Raw genomic sequence first — 24,430 nt, 5'->3', positions numbered from 1 at the left:
TTAGATTAGCTTTTGGCCTTATATGGTGTAAATATAGCTAACGTTACATATTATACGCTTATTTCACATTTTATCTGACTTTTATACTTATATTATTTTGAAACTGCCTCTAACTCGGCAGTTTTGGCAAGTTTGCTTTTATACCGGATATTCAGAATTACGCCTACCAGCACCAGTGCCATCCCCACATACGAGCCGATAGTGAAGGTCTCATCGAACATGATAAACCCTAATAGCAGGGCGTAAAAAATACCGATATAGTTCAGGTGAGCCACTTTAGAGAGTTCTTCGGTCTGGTACGACATGGTCATGTAATACTGCGCCAGCTGCGTGAAAACGCCAACCAGTAACAAAATAGCCCAGTCCCAGCCCATCGGCTGTACCCAATCAAACAAACTATAAATACCCGAAAAAGGCAGCGCCACCATCGGGAAATAAAACACAATGACCAGCGGGTGCTCACGGGTATTCAGCTTGCGGATAATGTTGTAGGAAATACCCGAAATGGCCGCGCCAGCTACGCCTATAGTTAAGTAAAACGGCGAAATGCGCACATCTACCCCTTCAATAACCAGGATACCGATAAACGATACCAGGAAGAAGATCCATTGCCATGGTTTTACCTTTTCTTTAACTATGAAAATGCCCAGTATGGTCGTGAAGATCGGTGAGAGGTATTGTATAGTTACCGCCGTAGCCAGCGGAATATTCTGCAGGGTGGTAAAGTATAGAACGAGCGCGATAGCACCAGTTATACCCCTTGTTATAAGTAAGCCTTTGTTAGTGCCCCAGATGTTCACCTGCTGCCTTCGCAACACCAGATAGCTCATTACCACAGAGATAACCGACCTGAAAAAGATAATCTCTATAGCCGGAATATGCGGAACCAACTTTATGCACACATTCATCAGCGCAAAAAACAGCGTCGATAGCAACATGTACTGCACTCCCTTCGAAAACATAGGCTCGTTATAGTTTACCGCTGCAAAGGTAATTGATTGTTGATTGTTAGTTGTTGATTGTTGTCTGAATCAGGATTTACAGGATTAAAGGATTTGCAGGATTTCTAACTTCTAAACTTTTTAACTCTTTAACTAAAATCAACTTTCTAACTTTCTAACTTCTATAACTCCCAAACTCACTAACTCCCAAACTCTTTAACTTTGTCGTATGTTTATAGTTAAGTAAAGGACTTATAGTTTGGAGAAGAAGAAACAGAAAACCTATACCCCAAAAGAAGCGCTGATAAAAGCCGCTGCCTACTGCGCCTACCAGGACCGCACCCAACAGGAAGTGCGCACAAAGCTCTATAGTTATGGTTTAGAGCCCGACGATGTAGAAGAACTGATTATGCGCCTGAGCCAGGAAAAACTGATTGATGAGGAGCGCTATGCCCAAAGCTATGTGCGCGGTAAATATGGCCTGAAGCGCTGGGGCCGACGCAAGATTATGCAAGGCTTAAAGTCGAAGGGCATTTCGGATTACTGCATTAAGCAAGGCATGAAAGAGATAGACCCTGAACTATACGAACAAAACCTGCTGCACCTGCTCGAAAAAAAGAACACCACCGAAAAAGAGAAAAACCCCTTCACCCGCCGTCAAAAACTGAGCTTTTACCTCATGAGCAAAGGTTATGAAAGTGACTTGGTGCAAGACGCGCTGAAAAGTCTTGAATCTTAAACAATTAGCTGAGTTTATTTAAGGATAATTTAATATATTAGCTATAGCTTATATATGAGCCATCGGCTGAGTTTACTGAACTATAGTTATAGTGCAGATAAGCGTATATTTTTGTTAAACTGGTAGTAAGCATTTATTAATAAGACAACAAATTATGTCAAGAGCTTTAATTGCTTCATTCATATTCTTACAAATCTTAACAAGCTGTTCTCAGAAAGTATCCAGCCAAAGTAGTGAAATATCAAATGCTTCTCTTTCCCAATCTGATATAAGGGCATTTATTCTTAAGGAAACGGAAGAAGGAGGTAAATTCGACTTCTTCACACCAATTAAGGGGCACGAATACGACGGGATACAGATAAAACCTGGGATTTACGATACGAAAATAGGATTGGCAATTTATAAATGGGGTAAAGTAAACTATGATTCTGGTGTAAAGTCTCTAGACGAGGTTTACGCCATTTACTCTGAGTACAAGAAGCGTCCAGTAAATGACATAGAAAAGACCTACCTTAAAATGGGGTTTGGTAGAGAACTAGAAAAATAACAGGTGCTAGCAAGATATAAAGTCACCTCAACCGACGGCTTTCGGCGTCTTTTGTACTAGACTTTCTCAACCTTACTAGCATACCACACACGAAGTAAACCATTCACAAAAAGGTGGAACAGCATACTTCACATTCAGGACATGCACACCATGAGCATGGGCAGCATTCCGATCATAGTGAGAGCGGACATGATAAACATGCAGGACACAATGTTGCCGATTTCTGGAAGCGGTTTATAATATGTTCTATAGTCTCGGTTCCGGTGCTTGCACTATCGCATATGATCCAGCAATGGCTGGGGTTTGAGCTGACTTTTGCAGGAGATAAATATGTCCTGGCTATTCTTTCAACTTTCATCTTTTTCTATGGCGGCTATCCTTTTTTAAAAGGTTTGTATGATGAAGTAAAGGACAACGCAATTGGAATGATGACACTCATCGGTGTAGCAATTACAGTTGCCTGGGCCTATAGTTTGGCAATTACTTTTGGCTTGCAGGGGATGGACTTTTATTGGGAAATGGCCACCCTGATAGACATTATGCTAATCGGGCATTACTTCGAGATGAAGTCGGTAATGGGAGCTTCCCGTTCGCTGGAATTACTTGTAAAAATGATGCCCTCCACAGCTCATCATATCAAAAACGGACACATACACGATATGCTGGTGAGTGAATTGAGAATTGGAGATATGGTAATGGTAAAGCCGGGCGAAAAGGTGCCTGTGGACGGCATTGTCACAGAGGGCGATAGTTACGTGGATGAGAGTATGCTCACAGGAGAAAGCAAACCCGTCAAAAAAGAGAAGAACGACAAAGTCATTGGCGGTGCAGTTAATGGCAATGGCTCCCTAACTATTAAAGTAACCAGCACGGGAAAAGACAGCTATCTGAATAAAGTGGTGAGACTGGTAGAAGATGCTCAGAAAGTAAAATCCAGAACGCAGAATTTTGCTGACCGTGCCGCAAAAATGCTGACTTTTGTTGCTTTAGGTGGCGGTGTGCTTACCTTGGTTGTCTGGCTGCTTTTGGGCTTTCCGTTTGTGTTTGCCCTGGAGAGAATGGTGACAGTTATGGTTATTTCCTGTCCGCATGCTTTAGGCCTGGCAGTTCCGTTGGTCGTGGCAATCTCAACTTCTATCTCTGCTCAAAAAGGGTTACTTATCCGCAACAGAACAGCATTCGAAAATGCAAGACTCATATCTACCATCATTTTCGACAAGACAGGCACACTTACAAAGGGTTCTCACGAATTGCAGGACGTTAAGGTATTAAATCAAAACTTTAATGAAAAAGAGTTATTGCGTCTGGCATCAGGAATCGAGCAACACTCAGAGCATTATATCGCCACAGGCCTGTTACGGAAAGTAAAAGAGCTGCATATAGAGGTCCCCAGATCAGAAAGCTTTAATTACTTACCCGGCAAAGGGCTGGAAGGGATTGTAGATGGAAAAGAAATAAAAGTAGTAGGCCCTAATTACCTTAAAGAACAAACTATAGATTTCCCGGAAACAGATGATGCATTTACAGGCACAGTCGTTTATATTTTAATAGCTAACGAAGTTGCAGGGTATTTCACTTTTTCGGACCAGATAAGAGAAAGCTCTTTTGAGGCTATCCGGATACTTAAAGAAGCAGGAATTAAGAACTTACTTCTTACAGGCGATAATGAAAGGGTAGCAGAAAAAGTAAGCAATGAATTAAAAATGGACGGCTACCTGGCTAATGTGTTACCGCACGATAAATTAGAGAAAGTAAAAGAACTCCAGGAAAGAGGCGAATACGTTGCCATGACAGGCGATGGCGTAAATGATGCTCCGGCATTGGCACAAGCCGATGTAGGCATTGCCGTTGGTTCAGGCACAGATGTAGCCGCAGAAACAGCAGACATTATACTTGTAAACTCTGACCCAAAAGATATTGCCAACCTGATTTTATTCGGGAAAGCCACCTACAATAAAATGATTCAAAACCTGTGGTGGGCAGCGGGATATAACATACTTGCTATTCCTTTGGCAGCAGGTGTGTTATATAACTGGGGGTTTATGCTTAGTCCGGCAGTTGGGGCGGTACTAATGAGTTTAAGCACCATTGTAGTAGCTATAAATGCACAACTCTTAAAAAAAAGCTTGGCTTAGCTATTTACTTTACCCAGAAGAAAAGAAATACCAACAGCGGCTAAAGTATTGCCAAGAACGTGAATAAGGTGTTACTACGCTGGTTAAATACTCAACATACTTTATTTATTAAAATAACCTAAAACACTACTCCCATGCCTGAAACAACTTTACTTTATCTTACCGGATTCAGCTTAGAAAGCTTACTTTATATGATCCTTTTCTTAGCTATTCCCTTTGGTTTATGGCTTGGGGCGCTCATTGATCTACTACGGAGCAATTTTGCAGACAGCATTACCAAACTTATCTGGTTAGTAGTAATTGTTTTTATACCTGTTTTGGGAGCTATACTTTACTTATTTATCGGCCGGAAACAAAAAGTTAATACTATAAACCAGCACAGTAACACTTTTCAGTAACAACGTTTAACAAACTATAACGACAAACTTATGCCAGAAACAACTCTACTCTTCATTGGCGGAATTGGCCCTGTTGAAATTATATTTCTGTTGCTTTTCATAGCCGCACCATTGGTTCTATGGTTGTGGGCTTTGATTGATTTATTGAGAAGCAATTTTTCCGATAACATAACCAAACTGATCTGGGCCGTTGTGATCATTTTTATTCCACTTCTAGGGGCACTGCTGTACCTGTTAATAGGCAGGAATCAGAAAGTTAAACCGGTAAATTAACGCGTAAACCTCTTATGCTTAAGAAAGCGCCCATAGAAAACATAACCCTGTCTTTTACTTGTAACAAGGATTGGAACGGAATGCAGCCATGCGTCAGCGGCAAGCACTGTGCATCCTGTAACAAAACGGTGTTCGATTTCACAGCTAAAGGTATAGCTGAGTTACACGAGACAATAGAAAAGGAAGGAAATGTTTGTGGTCGCTTCAGCCAGTCCCAGCTGTTCAGGGCTAAGGGTAATCAGTGGTTTAGCTTTAAACGGATTGCGGCAAGCGTATTAATAACACTCGGCTTTACTACTTTTTCAAAAGAACTTAAGGCACAATCCGTTAGCACTGCCAATAGAAACCAGAATAATGTACAATCCCAACCCATAGTGTTTGGTATGATACAGGAAACTCATCCTGTGTATAAACATGGTGGCGACCAAGGCATGTTAGACTTCATCCGAAAGAATTTACGACAACCATCTAATGAGAACATCAATGGGTTAGTAGCCATTTCTTTCATTATTGATACAACCGGTAGCGTAACTCAGCCCAAAATTTTGAAAGGTCTTTCTAAGAAAGCAGACGAAGAAGCCTTAAGAGTGGTGAAACTTTTAGAATTTTACCCAAGCATTCTGGATGGAAAGAAAGTACCTGTGCGGTATACCCTACCAGTAAAATTTAATGCTGAAACAAGAAGAGAAGAATAGCCCTGCTAACAATCACCTATTTAGTTGCCTGACTACAGTTTGCGGGGAAGTTCCGGATTCTGGATGCGGCGTTGTGGCACGAGCACCACACGTTTGCCGGTAATTTCTTCCAGCATTGGTTTCAGTATCTTTTCTGCATTTTCTGTTGTCTGACGAAGGATCCCAGAGTTTAGTGCAGCGCGTTTTACGTTGTTCTCAGCATATTTAAAGCTTTCTTCTACCAGTTCGGCATCCTGGAAATAGGTATTCTCTTTGCTGAAAACTTTGGACTGGCTGTGGTCTACTTTATAGTAGCATAGTTCTGGCTCCGGCAGCGCAATCTGAACTATAGAGTCGCCTTCAAACACAATATCGCCAGCCTGTATTTTTGTAAAATCTACACACCCCACCGCTTCGCCGGCTACAATCAACACCACTTTAGAGTCAGGGATATAACGCGATACTTCCTTTTTGTATTCTACCACATCCTTGAAGTTATAACGCACCAGTTCCATTTTACCCAACTCTTCTACCGATGTAAGGATCGTGTTATAGTTTACTGATATAGCAGGTGTTTCTTTCTCATCCGTACCAAAAAAATCCTTAAAGCTGCGCCAGATAAAGATACCAACCGTGATCACCAGTATCCATGGAAGCAGGCGTATTAAAACTCGAAGTAAGGGCATGTGGTTGTTTGGTTAAGTATGATTTCAGGATAAGAACCCTGCAACTATAGTTATGGTTACAAAAACTGTTCCTGTTATAACTATACGTCAATGCCTAGTCGCTCTTTGAAACCTGCATTGCCCTGCAAGCCGCCTGTGTGCACGGCAATTATGCGCGTACCTCTTGTAAAATAACCTTTCGAGATAAGATCGAAGAGGCCGAAAAATAGTTTACCTGTGTAAATCGGCTCCAGCGGAATGTTGTGCTGCTCCTGAAACTGATGAATGAATTCCAGCAGTTCCGGTTTTACTTTGGCATAGCCCCCAAAATGATAATCTGTGATAAGCTGCCAGTTGCTGTAGTGCTGTCCGCTATAGTTGTAAACCAGCTGCTCGATCTCTTCTTTCAGGAAATCGCCACCTTTAAGTGCGGGAAAGCCTAACACCTGCTTCTGACCTTTTAAACCAGCGATAAGTCCTGCTATAGTTCCGCCTGTTCCGCTTGCACAACAGATCACATCAAAATCAATCGATATGTCATCCACAATTTCGGTGCAGCCTTTTACGGCCAGTAGGTTAGTTCCACCTTCAGGCACCAGGTAAGGGTCATTAAATTTCTCTTCGAGTTCAGCTAAAAATGCAGGTTCAGCTTTGGTGCGGTATAGTTCGCGGCTGATGTAATGCAGCTCCATACCCTGCTCCGTAGCGAATTGTAAGGTTGGGTTTAAAGGTAAATGTTCTTCCCCACGAATAACGCCGATGGTTTTAAAACCAAACTCCGCGCCGGCTGCGGCCGTTGCTGCAATGTGGTTGGAATAAGCCCCACCAAACGTAACTATAGTTTTCTTGCCCTGTGCTTTTGCTTCCTGCAGGTTATACTTTAGTTTTCGCCACTTATTGCCTGATATGTGCGGATGCAGCAGATCTTCGCGCTTTACCCAAAGGGTAAGCTCGTGTTTTTGTAGAAGCGGATGCTGTAATTGTTGCAATGGTGCCTGCATGGTGTTAGTTACGCAAAAGCCCCGGCTTTTTATAGTCGGGGCTTTTATGGTTAAATATTATATTCTTAATCGTCATTCCGAGCGCAGCCGAGGAATCTTATACAGCAGGTGGGCACATAAGATGTCTCGACTACGCTCGACATGACAACACAGTATTGTTTATGCCGTTATCGCTTCTTCTCTTTGCTTCTTCTTGAAACCGTAAGCAATGGCTCCGGCAATTACCAATAGTAAAATGATAGAAGAAATAAGCGACACCGTATTACCTATAGTATAGGTCTTCGGCTCAAAACGGAATTCTATCGTGTGCTTACCGGCTGGTACCTGCATAGCGCGCAGTATATAGTTTGCACGGATATGATCCACTGGCTTTCCATCTAAATAAGCCTGCCAGCCTGCCGGGTAATAGATCTCCGAGAACACTACAAAGCCTGGCTGCGCTGCCTGGTATTCATATTTCAGGTAATCCGGCTCGTAAGTGGTCAGTTTTATAGTTGCATTTCCGGCATCGAACTTATCTTGCTGCACCGGGAACTTGGTAACGTCAACTATAGCTGTAGTCTCAGCATCAAAACCTGTCAGGGCATCCAGTTCGGCATCCGGAGTATTCACTTTATCGATGTTCTCCACAAACCAGGCATTCCCTAACGCACCCGGCACACGCTGCACAGGCTGTTTCGGGTCCCCGGTAATGGCATAGCGCGTATTCAGCATACGCAGCACTTCCAGGTTATTTTGTGAGATGTGGCGGTCTATCACATCCTGGTAACGGCGCAACTTGGCACCATGGTAACCACCCACCGATTTATGAAAATAAGAAGCTCGCGCACTGTTGAACGGATTGGTCGCATCAAATACACGGTAATCATCTTTATCCTGCAGAATGATTTGGTCGGCCTGTGTTGGCTGGAAGTAGTTAGCGATCACCTGCTCTTTAAAATCATCGTTGTTCAGGTAGCGTTTGTCAACTGTCCAGAGATCAACCAGCACTAAAACACCTACACCTGCAATAGCTATAGTTGCAGAAAGCTTGTTTTTAACATAGAAATATAGAATAGCCAAGGCCAAAACTATAAAGGCAAACGAACGGAAAGCATCAGCTTTCATCATACCTTCGCGGTCGGCACGGATAGCATCTACCGGATATTGCGCCTGCAGCAATTGTGCATCTACTGCCGAAGCAAAACTTGCCATGCCACCAAACAACCAAACCAGCAAACAGATACCAGCCGTAATGCCACCAGCCATCAGTAGTTTTCTGTCCAGTTCCTTTATCACGTCGCGGTCGCGGATAACTCTCCAAAGCGCCAGCATCGCCAGCAACGGAATGGTAATCTGCGCAATTACCAATGCCGACGAAACCGCCCTGAACTTATTATAGCCCGGGAAGTGATCGAACATAAAGTAATTGAAAGATGAGAAATGGTATCCCCAGGCCAGCATAAGCGAAAGGATAGTTCCGGCTACCAGCCAGCTCGTCCAGCGACGATCCACTATAAACAGGCCTAACACAAACAGGAAACAAACGATAGCCCCTGCATAAACTGGTCCGCTCGTCATAGGTTGTGGGCCCCAGTACGTTGGCATGCCCTGACTCACGATCTGTTCGGCTTGCACCGGCGGCGCGCCCATTCCTACAAAAGCTTTATATGTTTCAGAATCTTTATCTAGAGGAGTGCTACTTGCGCCACCGTAAAAGTCCGGAATAAGCAGTGTTATGGTTTCGCCGACGCCGTAGCTCCAGTTAAAGGCATATTCTCTGTCCAGGCCGCTGCTGGTTTTGTCGCCACTGTTTGGCGCCGTTAATTCAGACTTACCACGGATGCTGTATTTGCTGTATTCTGCGGTTGTTGCCAGTCGGCCAAAGTTTACGCCAACTGCCAGAATTGCTGCCAGTAACAGTACAGAGCCACGCTTCAGGAGCTCAACTATAGCTCCGTTCTTAACTGCGTAAATTACCTCAACTATTCCCCAAACAATCACCAGCAGCAGCATGTAGTAGGTCATCTGCAGGTGGTTGAAGTGCAGGTTTAGCGTGAGGCCAAGTGCAAACAGGGCGGCTCCTAACCATAGGTTTTTACGCAAGGCATAGAACAAACCGGCCAGCACCATTGGTATGTAAGCTATCGTCAGCGATTTAGTGTTGTGACCTGCTTCCAGAATGATGATGTTGTAAGAGGTAAACGCAAAAGCAATGGCGCCAACTATAGCCAGCCACGAGCGCATTCCCAGTGTTACCAGCAAAATGTAGCCACAAAGCAGTGTTATAAAGATATTACCCGCCATTGCCGGCAGGTTCAACGAAAGCACTGTATGGATAGCACCTGACAGATCGCCGGGATAACGCGTGTTGATCAGGTAAGACGGCATACCCCCGAACATAGAATTGGTCCAGAGGGCCTCTTCGCCGGTCTTTTCGCGGTGCTGCATAATTTCCTGGGCACCGCCCCGGAACTGCAGAATATCGTGCTGCGCCATGCCTTTGTCTTCGAACACGACCGGGGCAAAATACACTACTGTAAGTAACAAGAAAACAAGAACCGCGATCAGGTGAGGTAGTATGTCGCGTTTAAAGTTAATAGAAGCTGTCATATCTGTTTTAGATGCGTCAATATAGAGGATGAAAGATATGACTTTTATTTTATTTCTGCATTATGGAGCGGCAGCGTAGGCGTTTTTCATGGCAAACTATAGTTGAGTTGAACGTGAGTTGCCTTCGCTCGCGTCCCACGAGTGTGCGCTATTTCGTGGCGTCTCACCAAGTTGTCCAACTATAGTTCAAGTGATGTCTTCGGATATATATTCCTGTGGCCGGAGTCCGCTGGTAGCGCACACTCGTGGGACGCGAGCGAGGGCACAGAAGGCTAGTGGAAGTGTAAAAACAAAAGTGGCAGAAACAATTTCACTTGTTTCTGCCACTTCCTTCTAGTTATAGTCCCTTTATCACAGCGAGTCTGGAGACTCGCACTCACCCTTCGTCACCGGATAGATTCCGGCGCCAGGGAAGAGTCTTCCTTAGTTCATAGTTTACCTTGTTCTGGCACCTCGGCCGCCGCCAAAGTTTGCCTGCAAGCCTATGGATGGAATAATGGTTACACCTGAGAAATCAAACTGCTTGCCTTCCAGGAAATCGTACGTGCCATAGTCCTGGTAGTACATCGTTAACGATGGCAGCACATACAGAAACTTAAACCCGATCTTGCCATTCACGAACAAGCCAAACGATGGAAAGTTCTTTTTCGCAAAAACACCATCTACCGGCACTTTTTCGCCGGCGGCATCTTTTACAATCCGGCTCGGGTCAAAGCCATATTTTATGAAGGTGTGGTTGTAAACCGGACCAAACGAGATGTTACCGATCTCTTCTTCCGGGCCAAAAGACTTACTGAACACCAAGGGAATAACTATATCACGACGTGTGGCCGAAAACTCCAGCACTGGGATCAGTTTGTCTAAGTATAGTTTATCAAAAATGCCGGAACTCTGGCCTGAATACTGCAACCCTACGCTGCCATACCAATCACCTACGCCTGGGTTCTCAGGCGTGCCGGTCGGGCCCATAAACTGGTACATCGCATCAAAAACGTGCACCCCTGTTGCATATTTGTAGCCTACATCCACACGCTCGGCCACACCATAGCGCAGGTAAAAATCGAAAGTGGTACCAACCGGATCCAGGGCATACGCTACGAGGCCTTTCGAGAGTACATCGATCTGCTCGCTGTATTCCACTTCCTCTTTGTTGGCAATGGCATCTACAGCGGCTTCGGTTATATCGTCGAGCTGGGCAAGCGGCTCGCTGGCAATGTTGCCGCCCATGTTAAAACCGGCTTTAAACTGGCCTTTGGGCGTTACTTTACCCGAATGGATAACAGAACGTGGCGCTGTGCAGCTTACCACGGAGGCAGCCATTAGTACAGCAAAAAAATAGAGGTAAAATTGCTTCCGCATAAACTGCTTTTGTAAGGTACAAACTATAGATTTATAGAAATAGCAGTTCACAAGTATCGTGCCTGCGAAAACAAAACCGGTTTATTTTACTTCTTCGTAATCCACATACTCACCACCCTGAAAATCTTTACGATCGCCCTGGTTAGGAATGTAATCTATCTTAACATCGCCTTTTGCTCTGCCATTGCTGGCATTACCGTTCGGTTGCGGGCGTTGCTGCTGATACATGTTGGTAAAAAACGTACCGTTACGCATGCTTTTTTTCAGGAACATCCCCAGTAAAAAGCGGAATAGAACCGGTGCCACCAACCGGAGAAACATGATAACGAGAATAGAGATAATTATGAACTTGAGCATTTATTTTTAAGTTATTAGCCAGTATGATCGGAGTTTATAGTTACTTATACTACACAACTACCTTACCAAAAGTTTATTGCTGACAGTTTGCCAGCCACTTTTACAAAGGTAAAACATTTGCTCCTAACAGACGAAGGTCTATGGTTTGTGAGAGCATTTATCCTTTAAACACCAAAATTCGTCCTAAAATAACCTAATTTTGCACCGCACTTTTTAGCAAACTATAGCTTAAGATGTGCGCATATTTATAGTTCGGAATAACAATGCTTGCAGATAAAAAATTTACGTGGCAAAATGTGCACGTAGCGCTGGGTTTGTACCTGAGCCTGGCCATGTTGCTTTACACCATTACCCGCATCCTGTTCTTTGTTTTTAACAGGGATATATTTGAGGCGACAACTATAGCTGACTTCGCTTACCTGCTGCTGGCCGGCCTACGCTTCGACCTGTCTACGGTGCTGTATACCAACCTGCTGTTTATGGCGCTCATGCTCCTGCCCTTCAGGTTCCGGTATAACACAGGCTACCGCAAGCTGCTGAAGTATATTTTTATAGTTACTAACAGCATTGCCCTTTCTGCTAACCTGATCGATATTGTTTATTACCGCTTTACACTGCGCCGCACCACCTGGAGCGTGTTGCAGGAGTTTGCCAACGAGAACGGCGGCGCACTGGCCGGTAGTTTTATTGTTGATTTCTGGTACATTCCGCTGCTTTGGATCCTGGTAATCGCGTTTATGGTGTGGCTGTACGATAAAATAAAGATGCAGTCGCCGCCAAGGGTGTCGTCGTGGGTGTATTACCCGGCGCATACAGCGGTTATGGGCCTGGTGGTTTTTCTGTCGATTGGGGGCATGCGCGGCGGTTTTGCACACAGCACCCGTCCTATTACGCTCAGCAACGCCGGGGAATATGTGAAGCGCCCCAACGAAATGTACCTGGTGCTCAATACGCCTTTCTCGATGCTGCGAACTATAGGCAAAACAAACTATAGCAAGGTCAGTTATTTCGATGAGCAGCAACTGGATTCAATCTACTCTCCTATTCATACACCTGCCGATACTGCCGCTTTCCGGAAAAAAAATGTGGTCATTATAGTTCTGGAGAGCTTTGGGAAAGAGGTGATGGGCGGCTATAACCCAAACAGAATAGGCAAAGACGGCTACCAGAGTTATACCCCGTTCCTGGACCAACTCATGCCTGATAGCAAAGTATACTGGCATTCGTTCGCGAGTGGCAGAAAATCTATTGATGCGCTGCCTTCTATCCTTACCAGCATACCAAGCATACAGGAACCTTTTGTACTTACGCCATACGCCAGTAACGACCTGCCAAGTTTGCCGCGCACTTTAAACGCCGAAGGTTACCACACTGCTTTTTTTCATGGAGCGCCTAATGGCTCTATGGGCTTTAAAGCATTCATGAACCTGATCGGCATGAAGGAATATTATGGCAAGGATGAATACAACAACGATGCTGATTTTGATGGCATGTGGGGCATCTGGGACGAGGAGTTCCTGCAATTCACGGCAGATAAGCTGAATACTTTTAAGGAGCCGTTTCTGGGAACTGTTTTCACGCTGTCGTCGCACCACCCTTACAAAGTACCGGAGCGCTACGAAGGCAAACTTAAGAAAGGCCCGTTACCGTTATTCCAGGGCATTAACTATACCGACATGGCGCTGCAGAAATTCTTTGAAAAAGCCAGCAAAATGCCGTGGTACAAAAACACGCTTTTCGTAATCACGGCCGACCACGCCGGTGCGCCACGTCACTACCCGGAATATAATACCGACTGGGGTGCTTTCTCCATCCCTATCCTTTTCTATGCTCCCGGCGATACTACGTTTAAAGGCACAGAGCCCCGCATAGTTCAGCAACTCGACATTATGCCCACTGTGCTTAGTTATCTCAACTATAATAAACCGTACTTCTCGTTCGGTAAAAACATGCTGGATAACTCAGTGCAGGACTTTGCCGTGAACTATAACGCCGGTGTGTACCAATGGTTTGAAGGCAAGCTGTTGCTCCAGTTTGATGGTACCAAAACGATAGCGCTCTACAATTACCAGCAGGACATTATGCTGAAGCAGGATCTGAAAGACAGCCTCCCGAAACAGCGTATACAGTTAGAGAATCGCGTGAAAGCGTTTATACAGCAGTACAATAACCGCATGATCGAGAACAGGTTGCTGAAGTAAGTATTTAGGGCTGGTAGTTATTATCGTTTTATAGTTATCGTTTTAACCCACCCCTACCCCTCCCTAGAGGGGATTTTCTGCCATAGCTAATTTCTAAGCTACAGTTCTATAGTTACAATCCACGAAAGGACAGGTTTACCTGTCCCTTCGAAAATACTACCACGATAAATTTCGAAGCTTACCGATTCAAACTATAGACAAACTATGGCTATGCGAAAGATCTCAGTCTTTGGGTTGAGCGCCTTGTAGATTTCTGGTGCCGCCAGGCATTTCGAGGTACGAGAAAAGGAAATGTACACCGCGCGATGCCCGAAGACGGGGCCTCCCGGCCATGAGGGCACCAAAGCTAACTATAAAACTGTAGGCAAGTAGAGCTCCCAGGATGAAAGAAAGTTTAAAAGGAAGGCTTGGCTCGGATTACAAAAGACGTCAACTATAAGTTGAAATAGATTTCTCGCTACACTCGAAATGACAAAAGTAGTACTATAGCCCAGACGCTAGCAGGAGCTGCGCACACTGCTAGGTCTTAACAGTACAGCAAATCATTCGATCTTGGCAACCTTGATTCAGACAAACAAAAAGCCCTTTGCTAAACTATAGCAAAGGGCTTTTATCAATTTTATCCTTCGAGCTTACTTACTCATATACATGTTCCTTTCAGAATATACATTGGTAAAGTAATCGTCCTGCAGGTCATCTATAAAATAAATGGCTTCGCCGGTAGATTTCATCTCAGGGCCGAGCTCCTTGTTTACTTCCGGGAATTTGTTGTAAGAGAATACCGGAACTTTGATGGCGTAGCCCTTCTTATATGGGTTAAAGGTAAAGTCCTTCACCTTGGCGTGGCCCAACATAATTTTGGTAGCGTAGTTAATGTACGGCTCACGGTAAGCCTTGGCAATGAACGGGAAGGTTCGTGATGCACGTGGGTTTGCCTCGATGATGTACACTACCTCATCTTTAATAGCAAACTGAATGTTGATTACACCAACCGTATTCAAGGCAACAGCGATCTTTTTCGTGTGGTCTTCTATCTGGCGCATCACGTTCTCGCTCAGGTCGAAAGGAGGCAGCACAGCGTATGAGTCTCCGGAGTGAATACCGGCCGGCTCGATGTGCTCCATGATACCGCAGATATACACGTCTTCGCCGTCACAAATAGCATCAGCTTCCGCTTCAATGGCTCTATCCAGGAAGTGGTCTAAGAGTACTTTGTTACCCGGGTGATCCTTCAGCAGGTCAATCACGTGGGCTTCGAGTTCTTTCTCGTTTATTACGATCTTCATGTTCTGGCCACCTAGTACGTAGCTTGGGCGCACCAGCAGCGGGAACTTAAGTTGCTTGCACATTTCCAGCGCCTCTTCTGCCGTCTCGATCACAGCAAACGGAGGATATGGAATGTTTAGGTCGCGCAGCATAGAAGAAAACGAACCGCGGTCTTCGGCAAGGTCAAGGGCTTTGTAGCTTGTACCCAGCACTTTTATGCCATAACGATCCAGTTTCTCAGCCAGTTTCAGAGCAGTTTGTCCGCCCAACTGCACAATAACACCTTCCGGTTTTTCGTGCAGGATGATATCGTAAATATGCTCCCAGAAAACAGGCTCAAAGTATAGTTTATCCGAAATATCGAAGTCTGTACTTACTGTTTCAGGGTTGCAGTTGATCATGATAGTTTCGTAGCCCAGCTCTTTGGCAGCCAGCACCCCGTGCACGCAACTATAGTCGAACTCAATGCCCTGCCCGATTCGGTTCGGACCAGAGCCCAGTACCACTACTTTTTTCTTTTCTGTAACGATGCTTTCGTTCTCGCCTTCAAAAGTGCTGTAGAAGTATGGTGTTTTTGCCTCGAACTCAGCAGCACAGGTATCTACCATTTTAAATACCCGCTTAATGCCCATTTCAGTTCTTAAAGCATGCACCTCACTTTCGCGGCAGCGCAGCAGGTGTGCAATCTGGCGGTCTGCGTAGCCTTTTACTTTGGCTTCGCGCAGCAGATCAGCCGGGATATTGGCTAGGGTATACTTCTCGATTTCCTTCTCCATCATGTCCAGCTCCTCAATCTGGGCCAGGAACCATGGGTCTATCTTGGTAATCTTCTGAATCGTACTCGTTGGTATACCAATGCGCATAGCATCTTTTATACTGAACAGGCGGTTCCAGCTGGCATTGGTAAGGCTATCGATCAGGTAGTTATAGTCTGTTTTTTCTTTACCATCGGCACCAAGTCCGTTACGCTTTATCTCCAGGCTTTGGCAAGCCTTCTGCAGCGCTTCCTGGAACGTACGGCCAATACCCATCACTTCACCCACCGATTTCATCTGCAGGCCGAGTTTACGGTCGGCACCCGGGAATTTATCGAAGTTCCAGCGCGGTATCTTAACGATAACGTAGTCCAGAGCAGGCTCGAAGTAAGCGGATGTAGTTTTGGTGATGGCGTTTTTCAGCTCATCCAGGTTATAACCAATTGCCAGTTTAGCTGCAATTTTAGCGATCGGGTAACCGGTTGCTTTAGAGGCCAGAGCAGATGAACGAGACACACGCGGGTTGATCTCAATAGCAATGATAGTATCATCATCCGGGTTAACAGAGAACTGTACGTTACAGCCACCTGCAAATTGCCCGATGCCGTTCATCATTTTGATAGCCAGGTCGCGCATTTTCTGGTACACAGTGTCTGGCAGCGTCATGGCCGGTGCTACGGTTATCGAGTCGCCGGTATGGATACCCATCGGGTCGAAGTTCTCGATAGAGCAGATGATGATGATGTTGCCAATGTTATCGCGCAGCAATTCCAGTTCGTACTCTTTCCAGCCAAGGATGCTTTGCTCCACCAGTACCTCGTGGGTTGGAGAAGCGTGCAGGCCGCGTGTTAAAGCAACGTCAAATTCTTCGGGCGTATTAACAAAGCCGCCGCCAAAGCCGCCCAGTGTAAACGAAGGACGAATTACAAGCGGGAAACCAATTTCCTGAGCAATTTCCTTTCCTTCCAGGAACGATGTGGCTGTTTCGCCTTTACAAACGTTAACGCCAAGCTCCAGCATTTTCAGTCGGAACTGCTCGCGGTCTTCTGTGGTCTCAATAGCTTTGATATCTACACCAATAATGCGGACACCATATTTTTTCCAGATACCAGCCTTTTCACAATCGATGGCCAGGTTCAGAGCAGTTTGTCCGCCCATAGTTGGCAACACGGCATCAATTTTATGCTTCTCCAGTATCTCGATGATGTATTTCTTCTCCAGTGGCTTCAGATAGACATTATCGGCAGTAACCGGGTCTGTCATGATAGTAGCAGGGTTGGAGTTGATGAGCGTTACTTCTATTCCCTCTTCTCTTAAAGAACGGGCGGCCTGGGAGCCTGAATAATCGAATTCGCAAGCTTGTCCGATAACAATGGGACCGGAACCGATAATGAGAACTGATTTAATACTGGTGTCTTTTGGCATAGTAAGAAAGTGTGGCAGGTATAAATTGCCCAAAGTTAAGGCAAAATGTTGGGGCAGACAAAGAGAAACCAATTAAAGGCTAATTTAATTTCGGATTACCGGGCTATAGTTGGTGCGTTGGCTGGCTATAGTTTGCTTCCCATTATGGCTATATGCGACAGAAATTCCTGCTATAGTTGGGGTTCCGTGCATAACCTTAGGTTAAAGAAAAGATTGCTGTTTTGGACATCTGTGTCCGAAACGTTGCCTGCTGCGGACTTCAGAGTCCGTGTAAATGGGCAGCTGGGTACGGGGATTAGGAAATCCCCGGCAGAGTGCTTTCGGACCTGGAAGTCCGAAAGAGCAACAGCGGGAATGACAACTCAAGAACTATAGTTTAAACCTACTAATCTCCTTCTTCCAGTATAAAAAGCTCGTTAACGGTTACGCCAAACAAAGCCGACATTTTAAGGGCAAGCAGTGTAGAGGGCAGATATTTATTTTTTTCGATGGCATTTATAGTTTGGCGGGTAACACCAAGCGTTTCGGCTAGTTGTTCCTGGGTCAGGTCTTTTTTGGCCCGCTCTACCTTTATGTTATTCTTCATCTGTTTCCAGGGCCCTGCGTGTGCGGTGCAGGTTGTATTTAAATGAAAGGTAGGTATAGAACAGAAGCATGAACAGCGCACCGAGCATGCCGCCAACATCTGGCATTTCAATCCTATTACCTTCGAGCAACGCAACCATACTGCTAAACACCGGCAAAAGCAGCAGCGCTATTACCAGAAAAAACACGCCGCTCACAAAGGCTTTGTAGCGCAGGTTCTGTACCATCTCGTCTTCCTGTTTCTCTTTTGAAAAAACGAGCAGCGCCATCCCGATTATGATCGGATAATATACCAGGGTGTCATTCCACTCATCAAAGAAAGACCTGGAATCGGTGATCATGCCTGTACTTTTAAACAGATAAACTATAGCTGCAACTATAGGCAAGCCTAAGATCAGGATCCAGAAGCCATACTTCTTGTAGGCATAAGGTAATAGCTGTACCTGGAATGTAGTTTCATTTATCATAATAAATCCGTTTAGTATGTATAAATTAGTTTACCAAATGTAAAATATAATTTACATAAAGTAAATACTTATTTCCATTCATTTTGTTGCCAGAGTAGCAGCTAAAATTCAGCCGATAATAAACAGAGCATCAGCTTAAACTATGTGCTGCATTTGCGTACCTATAAGTGTACTAAACTATACAACTATGGAAACCCCCAAAGAAGACGATATCATAACAAATGCTGATGAAGGTAAGCGCCTGCCGGATGAGAACCCGGAACCGCTGGAAGGCGTGAAAAAAGATGAAGTGGAAATTAAATCTCCTAAATCGGAAGACATACTGGACCCGGAGCCCGAAGGCAAGGAAGTAGGTGGCAATGTAGCAGCCAAAGACGAAAAAGATACCCGTGAACTGGACGGCAGCAACGCCAACAACCTGCGCACCAAGTAAATTGTCTATTTATAAACTGTAGCAGCCCTGCGTTAGTCTAAAAACTGGCGCAGGGCTTTATTTCAGGTATTATACTGCGGCCAACTATAAATTTGAGCATCAGCAGTTACGTATATATTAATTTTTATAAAACACTTTGAAAACCAATTAATTATAATTAATATTATACAACCTAACACTTAAAGGCATGGTGTATTTTCAGACGGATTACCTGCAGGTTGAGCATCATGAGGCGAATAATGTTTTAATTACCCAGTGGTATAGCGACTGCAGCAGCCTGCAATACCGCCAGGCACTTATAAACATCGCCCGGATTGCGCGCGAACTACAGGTAGAATATGCAGTGATGGACAGACGTCTGCTTCAGCCCGTTTCGGAAGAAGACCTGCACTGGACCTGCACCATTTTTGCCAAAGCCTACACTAAGCTCCCATTAAAGAAAGTAGCTGTTATTCATCCCTTTCATCCCGAAACGGAGTTGCAGCAACAGCTATTCTATAAACAACTGGAATCTTATATCGAAACCCGCTCCTTCAGCGACCTCACCTCTGCCTACGACTGGCTCACAACCGTACCTTCGGTTAAGAGACATTCCTGATTCATGCCAGCAGTTCCATCTTACATCTGCTATTTCGCTGTGGCTTGCCCCTTGCTTTAGATAGTGGTTATCTACTATAAATTGCTATCTTGGTCATTATATTTATTTCTAAAATTCTGATGAAGGCATTATTTGTATGGCTGGCTTGCTTTGTATGTACTACATCTGCATTTGCCGGCAATGCAGACACCGTAAAGCTAAAACAGCACCTGCTTGCCATTACCGGGACAGCGCAGCCACGCAACCACCAGCACACCGATGCACTTAACCAGGTAGCAGCCTATATCCGCCACGAGTTTGAACAACTGAACGGGCAGGTACAGGAGCAGGTGTATACCGTGGCCGGAAAAGAATATCGGAATGTTATATTTTCGGCAGGGCCTGCAGATGCGCCACGGCTGGTGGTAGGAGCACATTATGATGTATGTGAAGACCAACCCGGCGCAGATGATAATGCCAGCGGTGTAGCAGGCTTGCTGGAACTTGCCAGGTTACTCAATACCCATACGTTGCCTTTCAGGATAGATTTTGTTGCCTACACGCTGGAAGAGCCTCCGTACTTCCGGACAGAGCACATGGGCAGCTACGTGCATGCCAACTCGCTTTATGAGCAACAGGCCAAGCTAATGGGTATGATCTCTCTGGAAATGATAGGTTATTTTAAAGATGAGAAAGGCACACAACGTTATCCCTTAGCTCCTATGAAACTTTTGTATGGTAGTCGCGGCAACTACATTGCCGTAGTGCAGCGCTTTGGTAATGGCAGTTTCGGGCGAAGCATGTTGCGCAACTATAAAAAGGCCGCTACGCTACCTGTAAAATCATTGCGTGCGCCAGCTTTCGTAACCGGCGTAGACTTTTCAGATCATCTCAACTACTGGCGTTTCGGGTTTGATGCGCTCATGATCACAGATACTTCCTTCTACAGGAACAGCAATTATCACCAACCTACCGATACCATTCATACCCTGGATTTTAAGCGCATGGGTGAAGTGGTAGATGCCGTGTATACCTCCATTCTGAAACTACCTTAACATGCTTTACACCTTCCTGAAGCTGCTTTATAAAGCCGGGCTTTGGTTCTTTTTCCGGAAACTGGAAGTGCGCCACGCCCACCTGATACCCGACACCGGCCCGTTGCTGGTCGTTTCGAACCACCCGAACACGTTTATGGACCCGATTGTGATAGCTGCCCAGTTAAAGCAGCCGGTATTTTTTATTGCCAAGAGCACCGTGTTTGGCTCTTCATTTCAGAACTGGATGCTGCGCCAGATGCACCTGATACCGATACACCGCAAAGAAGATAATCCCAACGCAACTATAAGCAACGACGATGCTTTTGCTGCCAGTTTTAAAGCGCTCGACCAACAAAAGACATTACTTATTTTTCCGGAAGGCAACAGCTTTAACCAGCGGCGCCTGCGCAAACTTAAAACTGGTACGGCCCGGATTGCTTTAGGCGCTGCTTTGGAAAGTAACCAGGAAGTAAAAATATTGCCGGTCGGGTTGAATTATTCTGCCCCTACCCGCTTCAGGAGCGATGTTTTTGTAAATGTTGGCAAACCGATTTCCGTTTCAGAGTACCTAACAACCTACCAGCAGGATGGCCCTGATGCCGTGCTTGCCCTTACCGAAGAAATTCGGGTAAGGTTGGAAAAGCTGATCATACACACCCCAACAGACGAGGAAGATGAACTGGCCCGGCAAGTAGAAGCAATTTACAGAGACCGACTTTCGCCTGCAGTGCCAGCCAGCACGTTACCGCACGAGCAGGATTTTATAGTTACCAAAGGCATCATTAAAAGCATAACCCACTTTAGTCAGACCGAGCCTGACCGGATAGCAACTATAAAACAGGAACTGAGCAACTATACCAGGCAATTGCAGCGCCTGGGCATTCAGGACCCGATGCTAAGCAAAGAAAGCAGCGATGTGATGAAGCAAAGCATCATCGGGTTGTTATACATTTTACTAGGATTCCCGATTTACCTTTTTGGACTGCTGCACAACTATATTCCGTACATAGTGCCGTCTAAAGTGGCCCGCGCCGTAACCCGCGAAGAAGAATGGTTTGCACCGATAATGCTTACCGTCGGCATCTTTACCTTCCCGATATGTTATGGACTGGAACTATGGCTGGCGCACGAATGGCTGAACATAGATGGGATAGAACTGCTATTCTATTTCCTTAGCCTGCCATTAAGTGGCTTTTTTACCCTGCATTACTGGAACAGGCTGCAGCACACACAAAGCCATTGGCTGCTTTTACGCCTGTTTTATGGCAGGCAAAATATAGTTAAAAAGCTCCGGGCACAACGCCAGCATATTATCACCTTACTTGAAGAAGCACAGCGCGATTACCTGCAAAAAGTAAGCTAACTATAGCTAGGATTAAGTTGATAGCACACCTCTTACCTTAAAAATGCGTAAAAGTGAGTTGATTGCTCCGGAATAAGAGCATGACCTAAACTATAAATTGAAAACAACTATGAAAAAGATAACAATGAATTTACTGGCCGTTGGCGTATTGGCTACAGGCCTGCTGGCAGGCTGTACTTCCGAATCCACAACCGGCGTTGATTCCAGCAATACCGATACCAAAGAAACACAGACAGATATGAACGGAGAAATGACGGACACAACGAACACCGGCACTCCAACAGACACCATGCAGAACCAGCAATAAACTAAACAATAAACCCCGGCAACCATTCAGTTACCGGGGTTTATTGTTTACAGGCCTTTCTTATTTTGTTGCTTTTACGATAGCGCGTGCTGCCAGTGCTGCAACGATACCACCCATCAGGTACAGTCCAACGGCCATCACTTTGGTTTGGGTAGTGCGCTCGCTTGGCGCCTCTCCCAGGCCCAGCGGGCCAGGCAAGGTAATAGCACCAATACCCGCCATCGCTCCCAGGAATGTGCCGCGCAACAAAGCATTTTTATCGGCACCTGCCAGGCTATAGTACAATCCATTCGAGATCACATCTCCAATAATTGCCCAGTCGTGCAGGGTATCGTCGTCGGGTGGTGTAGCGCCGGCTTTCTCCATTAGTTTTGCAATTGCGCGCATCCCCAATATATCCATCCGCGGGGCTTCAGGCACTATACTTCGTAAACTTTCGTGGGTCAGGGTTAAGACACAGGCACCTGTCAGGCCGCCTGCTAATGCTTCCATTATTTTCATAGCTAAATTTTGTTTGTAGATTGTTGTATACGGGTTTATAGTTTCGGGGCTGCTTAATCAACTTTTATAATATCGCCAGTTACGCTGTGCTCGCCTACCTTCCGGTCATCCTTAGGGCTATCAAAAACTACCATCAGGTTGTGCTCATCATACACGGCAAGTCCTTCAGCTTTATCCTTACCGGTTTCTTCACCGTGGCCGTGCGCTACTTCACACAGGCGTTCCAGGTCAGCGGTGTGCACCATCGTTTCATCTTCTATAGTTACAGCGTTGCGCCAGCGGTACACGGCAATCACACCATCCAGATCCATAGTCGGGCCAGCTAAAATGTACATATCGTTGCCCATAATGCGAAGCTCGCGTATGCCCTTGCCCTTCAGGTGCAGGAAATGTTTTTTATAAGGCCTGCCCGGTTTCAGTTGTTTCAGTTTCAGAAATCCTTCTCCGGCTTCTTCCAGCTCCACTTCCAGCACTATAGCCCAGCCGCGCAGCACCGGCCCGCGCAAGCCCAGGTATAGTTTGTTGCCGCTGGTAGCCAGCCCTTCAATATCAAAGCCGTTATCTTTGCCCGGTATGTGCATAAAGGGCCCGATGTGTTCGTCGTTGCGCAATTCTTCATAAAGTTCGTTGCTATTTTCGCTTCCCTGCAGTTGGGCTGCCCACAACATTTTCCCAGGGTTAGCAGGGTCCGGGCATTCTTTGCAGATAACGTAGTCACCGGTTTTGTCATCTTTATAAATAGGCACGCGGGCCAGCAGATACCGGTTCGGGTCAGATTTTACCTGTGCCAGCCGTTTCATCTGTTTGGCAACACTATCATGTTTGCGGGGCTTCTTACGTTTTAAGCTATGCGAGCCTATCAGCCACAGGTAATTATTCTCCATTCCCATGCCTTCTATATCGATCTCGCTGTTGGTACTGTCGGGGAGTTGCAGGTAGTCGCTAAGGCAAAAAGATGTATGATCCCCGAAAGAGCCGTCCTGCTGCTGGGTCAGCCGTTCTATAGTTGTCCGTTCGTCGCAGCTAAGCCACAGGTTATCGCCGGTGTTCAGTACAGTAGAAAGCCCATCACGCACGTGCTTGCCCTCCTTGTTCACACTCAGTTCCGGGTCGAAATGAAGGATTACTTTTTTTGCCATGCAGCGTTAGTTTATAGGTTGGATTATGAGGTAAAGTTTACGGACCAGCTTTGTTTTAGTAGCCGGCAACTATAAAAATCTGAAATTATAGTTACTGCACCAACTATAAAACAAAAAGCCCGATGCTGTAGCACCGGGCTTTCTGGATGTTAAACTATAGTTTCGACTACGATGATGATCTGCCGAACTTGTTGCTTCTTGTTGTATTCAGGTTTGTCTTGTTCTTACCGGTTTTGTTACGGTTCATGGCTAACCAGCCTGCACCTAACGCAAGCAGCGAGCCACCTACTACTTTCTGAGTAGTGCTCAGGCTGTTTACCTTGTTCATGGCTGTTGTACCATATTCCTGCAGTTTGCTGGTTACGGTATTCATGTCGATACCGCCTATTTTAGATGAAGAAGATCCTGAATTAGAATTCATATTTGAGCCGGAGCCGGAACGTGAGCTTTGCTGATTGCCTATGCTGGAACCAGTGCTTGATGAAGTTGGCTGGTTGCTCTGCGAACGGCTGCTGCTCTGTGAAGACTGATTCGCGTTTGGCTGGTTGCTCTGTGATGATTGATTAGAAAATTGATTGCTCTGCGAGCTATTCTGCTTGTTTTCCATGGTTTTATTGTTTTTAGTTTCTGTTAATTAAACCGAAAATCCGTCAACTCAACTACACTTTCTCAGCGTCTGTTGCGGACATGTCA

24 protein-coding genes are annotated in these 24,430 nt (G+C 45.5%); 12 read left to right on the top strand and 12 right to left on the bottom strand.

Translation table 11 applies throughout. From position 1 onward, the window contains the following. Positions 1-92 precede the first annotated feature (92 nt). Positions 93-962, bottom strand: coding sequence for a DMT family transporter (locus KYK27_RS18235; RefSeq protein WP_199111751.1), 870 nt, complete (start codon positions 960-962; stop codon positions 93-95). Between the two features lie 238 nt (positions 963-1,200). On the opposite strand from KYK27_RS18235, the gene KYK27_RS18230 reads away from it, so the two are divergent. The 6 genes from KYK27_RS18230 to KYK27_RS18205 all read left to right on the top strand — a co-directional run bounded on the left by KYK27_RS18230 (position 1,201) and on the right by KYK27_RS18205 (position 5,728). Continuing rightward, positions 1,201-1,680, top strand: coding sequence for a regulatory protein RecX (locus tag KYK27_RS18230; RefSeq protein ID WP_199111750.1), 480 nt, complete (start codon positions 1,201-1,203; stop codon positions 1,678-1,680). Positions 1,681-1,834: 154 nt separating this feature from the next. After that, on the top strand, positions 1,835-2,227 hold the full coding sequence (locus tag KYK27_RS18225) for a hypothetical protein (protein ID WP_199111749.1): 393 nt from the start codon (positions 1,835-1,837) through the stop codon (positions 2,225-2,227). Positions 2,228-2,340: 113 nt separating this feature from the next. Further along, entirely contained in the window at positions 2,341-4,362 is a 2,022-nt protein-coding gene (locus KYK27_RS18220; RefSeq protein ID WP_199111748.1) for a copper-translocating P-type ATPase, read from the top strand. A 134-nt stretch (positions 4,363-4,496) separates the two neighbouring features. After that, positions 4,497-4,760, top strand: coding sequence for a PLD nuclease N-terminal domain-containing protein (locus tag KYK27_RS18615; RefSeq protein WP_219337376.1), 264 nt, complete (start codon positions 4,497-4,499; stop codon positions 4,758-4,760). A gap of 30 nt (positions 4,761-4,790) precedes the next feature. Next, positions 4,791-5,033 carry a PLDc N-terminal domain-containing protein gene (locus tag KYK27_RS18610; protein WP_199111746.1) on the top strand — a complete coding sequence of 81 codons (243 nt, stop codon included), beginning with the start codon at positions 4,791-4,793 and terminating at the stop codon, positions 5,031-5,033. Between the two features lie 14 nt (positions 5,034-5,047). After that, positions 5,048-5,728, top strand: coding sequence for an energy transducer TonB (locus KYK27_RS18205; RefSeq protein WP_199111745.1), 681 nt, complete (start codon positions 5,048-5,050; stop codon positions 5,726-5,728). 32 nt (positions 5,729-5,760) lie between these two features. Here the strand turns inward: KYK27_RS18205 and KYK27_RS18200 are convergent, their stop codons facing one another. From KYK27_RS18200 to KYK27_RS18180, 5 genes are all read right to left on the bottom strand, one after another. Next, the gene (locus KYK27_RS18200; protein ID WP_199111744.1) at positions 5,761-6,393 is read right to left on the bottom strand and encodes a DUF4230 domain-containing protein; all 633 of its coding nucleotides are present in this window, start codon (positions 6,391-6,393) and stop codon (positions 5,761-5,763) included. A gap of 80 nt (positions 6,394-6,473) precedes the next feature. After that, complete coding sequence (locus KYK27_RS18195; RefSeq protein ID WP_199111743.1) at positions 6,474-7,373, bottom strand: 1-aminocyclopropane-1-carboxylate deaminase/D-cysteine desulfhydrase; 900 nt, start codon at positions 7,371-7,373, stop codon at positions 6,474-6,476. Between the two features lie 159 nt (positions 7,374-7,532). Beyond that, the gene (locus KYK27_RS18190) at positions 7,533-9,965 is read right to left on the bottom strand and encodes a YfhO family protein (protein ID WP_199111742.1); all 2,433 of its coding nucleotides are present in this window, start codon (positions 9,963-9,965) and stop codon (positions 7,533-7,535) included. 435 nt (positions 9,966-10,400) lie between these two features. Continuing rightward, positions 10,401-11,324, bottom strand: coding sequence for a hypothetical protein (locus KYK27_RS18185; protein WP_199111741.1), 924 nt, complete (start codon positions 11,322-11,324; stop codon positions 10,401-10,403). Between the two features lie 81 nt (positions 11,325-11,405). After that, positions 11,406-11,681 (bottom strand): DUF4834 family protein, encoded by a 276-nt coding sequence (locus KYK27_RS18180; protein WP_199111740.1) that lies wholly within the window; start codon positions 11,679-11,681, stop codon positions 11,406-11,408. Positions 11,682-11,944: 263 nt separating this feature from the next. On the opposite strand from KYK27_RS18180, the gene KYK27_RS18175 reads away from it, so the two are divergent. Continuing rightward, positions 11,945-13,882, top strand: coding sequence for an LTA synthase family protein (locus tag KYK27_RS18175; protein ID WP_199111739.1), 1,938 nt, complete (start codon positions 11,945-11,947; stop codon positions 13,880-13,882). A 632-nt stretch (positions 13,883-14,514) separates the two neighbouring features. Here the strand turns inward: KYK27_RS18175 and carB are convergent. From carB to KYK27_RS18160, 3 genes are all read right to left on the bottom strand, one after another. Next, positions 14,515-17,328 (bottom strand): carbamoyl-phosphate synthase large subunit, encoded by a 2,814-nt coding sequence (gene carB / locus KYK27_RS18170; RefSeq protein ID WP_199111738.1) that lies wholly within the window; start codon positions 17,326-17,328, stop codon positions 14,515-14,517. 385 nt (positions 17,329-17,713) lie between these two features. Beyond that, entirely contained in the window at positions 17,714-17,914 is a 201-nt protein-coding gene (locus KYK27_RS18165) for a helix-turn-helix transcriptional regulator (RefSeq protein ID WP_199111737.1), read from the bottom strand. Then, positions 17,904-18,380, bottom strand: a complete 477-nt coding sequence (locus tag KYK27_RS18160; RefSeq protein WP_199111736.1) for a hypothetical protein — start codon at positions 18,378-18,380, stop codon at positions 17,904-17,906. Before KYK27_RS18160 ends, KYK27_RS18165 begins: the two co-directional genes overlap by 11 nt. Before the next feature lie 187 nt (positions 18,381-18,567). Here KYK27_RS18160 and KYK27_RS18155 point away from each other — a divergent pair, with 187 nt between their 5' ends. The 5 genes from KYK27_RS18155 (at position 18,568) to KYK27_RS18135 (ending at position 22,097) form a co-directional block, all read left to right on the top strand. Then, complete coding sequence (locus tag KYK27_RS18155) at positions 18,568-18,813, top strand: hypothetical protein (protein WP_199111735.1); 246 nt, start codon at positions 18,568-18,570, stop codon at positions 18,811-18,813. Positions 18,814-19,000: 187 nt separating this feature from the next. Further along, on the top strand, positions 19,001-19,411 hold the full coding sequence (locus KYK27_RS18150; protein WP_199111734.1) for a hypothetical protein: 411 nt from the start codon (positions 19,001-19,003) through the stop codon (positions 19,409-19,411). Positions 19,412-19,530: 119 nt separating this feature from the next. Then, entirely contained in the window at positions 19,531-20,445 is a 915-nt protein-coding gene (locus tag KYK27_RS18145) for a M28 family peptidase (protein ID WP_199111733.1), read from the top strand. Position 20,446: 1 nt separating this feature from the next. Next, complete coding sequence (locus KYK27_RS18140; protein WP_199111732.1) at positions 20,447-21,790, top strand: lysophospholipid acyltransferase family protein; 1,344 nt, start codon at positions 20,447-20,449, stop codon at positions 21,788-21,790. Between the two features lie 109 nt (positions 21,791-21,899). Beyond that, positions 21,900-22,097, top strand: a complete 198-nt coding sequence (locus KYK27_RS18135) for a hypothetical protein (RefSeq protein WP_199111731.1) — start codon at positions 21,900-21,902, stop codon at positions 22,095-22,097. A 60-nt stretch (positions 22,098-22,157) separates the two neighbouring features. On the opposite strand, the gene KYK27_RS18130 is transcribed toward KYK27_RS18135, so the two are convergent. The 3 genes from KYK27_RS18130 to KYK27_RS18120 all read right to left on the bottom strand — a co-directional run bounded on the left by KYK27_RS18130 (position 22,158) and on the right by KYK27_RS18120 (position 24,344). After that, a complete protein-coding gene (locus tag KYK27_RS18130; RefSeq protein ID WP_199111730.1) occupies positions 22,158-22,598 on the bottom strand; it encodes a hypothetical protein in 441 nt (146 codons plus the stop codon). A 53-nt stretch (positions 22,599-22,651) separates the two neighbouring features. Then, entirely contained in the window at positions 22,652-23,737 is a 1,086-nt protein-coding gene (locus tag KYK27_RS18125) for a DUF3616 domain-containing protein (protein ID WP_199111729.1), read from the bottom strand. A gap of 166 nt (positions 23,738-23,903) precedes the next feature. Beyond that, positions 23,904-24,344: a hypothetical protein gene (locus KYK27_RS18120; protein ID WP_199111728.1), complete on the bottom strand. Its 441-nt coding sequence runs from the start codon at positions 24,342-24,344 to the stop codon at positions 23,904-23,906. Positions 24,345-24,430: the final 86 nt, after the last annotated feature.

It is taken from the genome of Pontibacter populi (genome assembly GCF_019336435.1).
GTDB lineage: Bacteria > Bacteroidota > Bacteroidia > Cytophagales > Hymenobacteraceae > Pontibacter > Pontibacter humidus.
The sequence above is the reverse complement of the archived record's forward strand: the minus strand, read 5'-3'. Positions and strand labels throughout refer to the sequence as shown.